Origin of the sequence: Peribacillus psychrosaccharolyticus ATCC 23296, from assembly GCF_000305495.1 — a bacterium.
GTDB classification, from domain to species: Bacteria; Bacillota; Bacilli; order Bacillales; family DSM-1321; genus Peribacillus; species Peribacillus psychrosaccharolyticus.
This window is the reverse complement of the sequence record NZ_AJTN02000092.1, coordinates 1-1,960: the sequence shown is the minus strand read 5'-3', so window position 1 is coordinate 1,960 and position 1,960 is coordinate 1. Positions and strand designations below refer to the sequence as shown.

General features: G+C 30.7%; 2 protein-coding genes and 1 riboswitch. Both genes read right to left on the bottom strand.

Annotated features, from left to right (window positions below; genetic code table 11):
- Positions 1-111 precede the first annotated feature (111 nt).
- A complete protein-coding gene (locus WYK_RS06130; RefSeq protein ID WP_040373679.1) occupies positions 112-390 on the bottom strand; it encodes a hypothetical protein in 279 nt (92 codons plus the stop codon).
- Positions 391-436: 46 nt separating this feature from the next.
- Positions 437-521, bottom strand: a riboswitch (cyclic di-GMP riboswitch).
- Positions 522-1,192: 671 nt separating this feature from the next.
- Complete coding sequence (locus WYK_RS25520; protein WP_040373680.1) at positions 1,193-1,807, bottom strand: acyltransferase; 615 nt, start codon at positions 1,805-1,807, stop codon at positions 1,193-1,195.
- Positions 1,808-1,960: the final 153 nt, after the last annotated feature.

The following is a 1,960-nucleotide window of genomic DNA, read 5'->3' as shown; positions in this document are numbered from 1 at the left end:
GCCTTAAAAACTGATATATACGAGTATCTTATTCCGATGATCATAGTGAACAATAATCCACGTATACAGTTCGACGACCACTGAAAATTATCGAGAATTGAAAATAATGATTTAACCAGTGCAAAGCGGGTTTAACAACAATAATAATTCAGATCCCACTAAACAAAAGAAGCAAGTCCCTACAGGGACCTGCCACTTTTGCTGCTCAAAAGGAGAGACTTTTGTATACAAAAGTCTCTCTTTATATATTTGCGTCATCTCTTTATGATAGACAGCTTTAATTCCTAGTTGTTTTCTCATAGATGGTAACAAGCAATCTCTTATGAGGATTTCATAATGATATTGCTGAAAAGAGTGCCATTCTCTCATTACCTTGTAATAAACCTTCATTTTGTGTCCTCCTAGTGAGTCATCACATAAATCGAAGGAAATCGTATTCGACAGCTGGCTGGCTTAGCTTGAAAACGTTAGCCCCTATAGCTTTGCGTCATTATCTTTCAATAATTTTGCCGTTTCGTACGATTCATGTGTGAGATAGTACCTATAACATATATACCATTTATCTCATACGGAAGCAAAACTAAATAGTGTATTTAGACCTATAAATGCATAATTTGTCGAAAACTAAAAATAATAGACTTATATTCAATAATATACATATTGGGTTGATCAAAAATATTGGAGTAACAAAACACAAAGTTGCGTGTATTTTTCAACGAAAAATGAGTAGGACCTCAAGACTATTGGAAATTTTTTTTTGATAATCTAGATTTGAGCCACTTTTAAGTTAGATCACATTAAAACGAGCCACTTAAATTCCCTAAAATCACCAACAACCCTTATGATAGAAAGTGACAAATCATTCTACATAGGCAGTGGCAAAAAGGATGATTAAAATGGCTCAATTCCATCATATCAAATTTCTTAAAGAGGTTGAAGGACCTTCCCAACGAGGAATCGCAAAATCTACAACAATAACATCCTCATTTTAATCTAGAAAATATCTTACAGTATGTGATCCGATGTATCCTGCTTCACCAGTAATTAAAATAGACATATTTAAAACTATTTTCCTGCTTGAATTTTTGCTAATAAATAATTACAGAAATAAGAAGTAGATAATTTACTGGTAGTAAGTAACACTAATACACAAAAATAAATAGCAATTATTACTTAATATATTGAATTAACATTAAGAAATTTCTTTAAATACTGTATTTCTTTCTTGATAAGCTAGTGTATGAGAAGGTATTTCTCCCTTAATAACTGATCCAGCCGCAATAACTGCATTATCTCCTATTTTTGTACCTCTTAAAATTACAGTATTTGCACCAATCCAAACGTTTTTACCTATTATTACTGGAGAAGACTTTATTTCATTCCATGGTTGGCTACCTTCTCGAACATAAATATGATCATGATCATAGATAAGAACATTTGCACCTAAACTGGTTCCTTCTCCTATTTCAATTCTTTCGCATGATATTATGCTACAATTCCTGTTTAAAAATACCGAATTACCAATTTTCACAGTTCCTTTATTTGCTTCAATCACAGTATTTTCCTTAAAATCTACAAAATCCCCTAAAGAAATATAACCATTAGATACTCGTAATGATCCTCCAGATTCAATTCTTGCCTTCTTTCCTATCGTTAGTTTTGCTCGTTTACCTATTATATTTATTTTTAGCTTTGGATTTATAAAGGATAGATAATTATAAGAAACTGAATTGAGATTCAGAAATTTTATAAACATCAACTTTATATTGGAAAAGAACATTAATTGAAATAATTTAATTTTTCTCAAGAATAAAAACCCCTCCATATTTATTTTCTCTTAATTTTAAATCTAAAAAGAATTCCTTGGAAGCTCCTTGTTTGATAAAGTGAAATAACGAAAATAACATTAATACTTATTAGACAAATAAATAACTTAATTGTAAAGCCAATGATGCCGGAT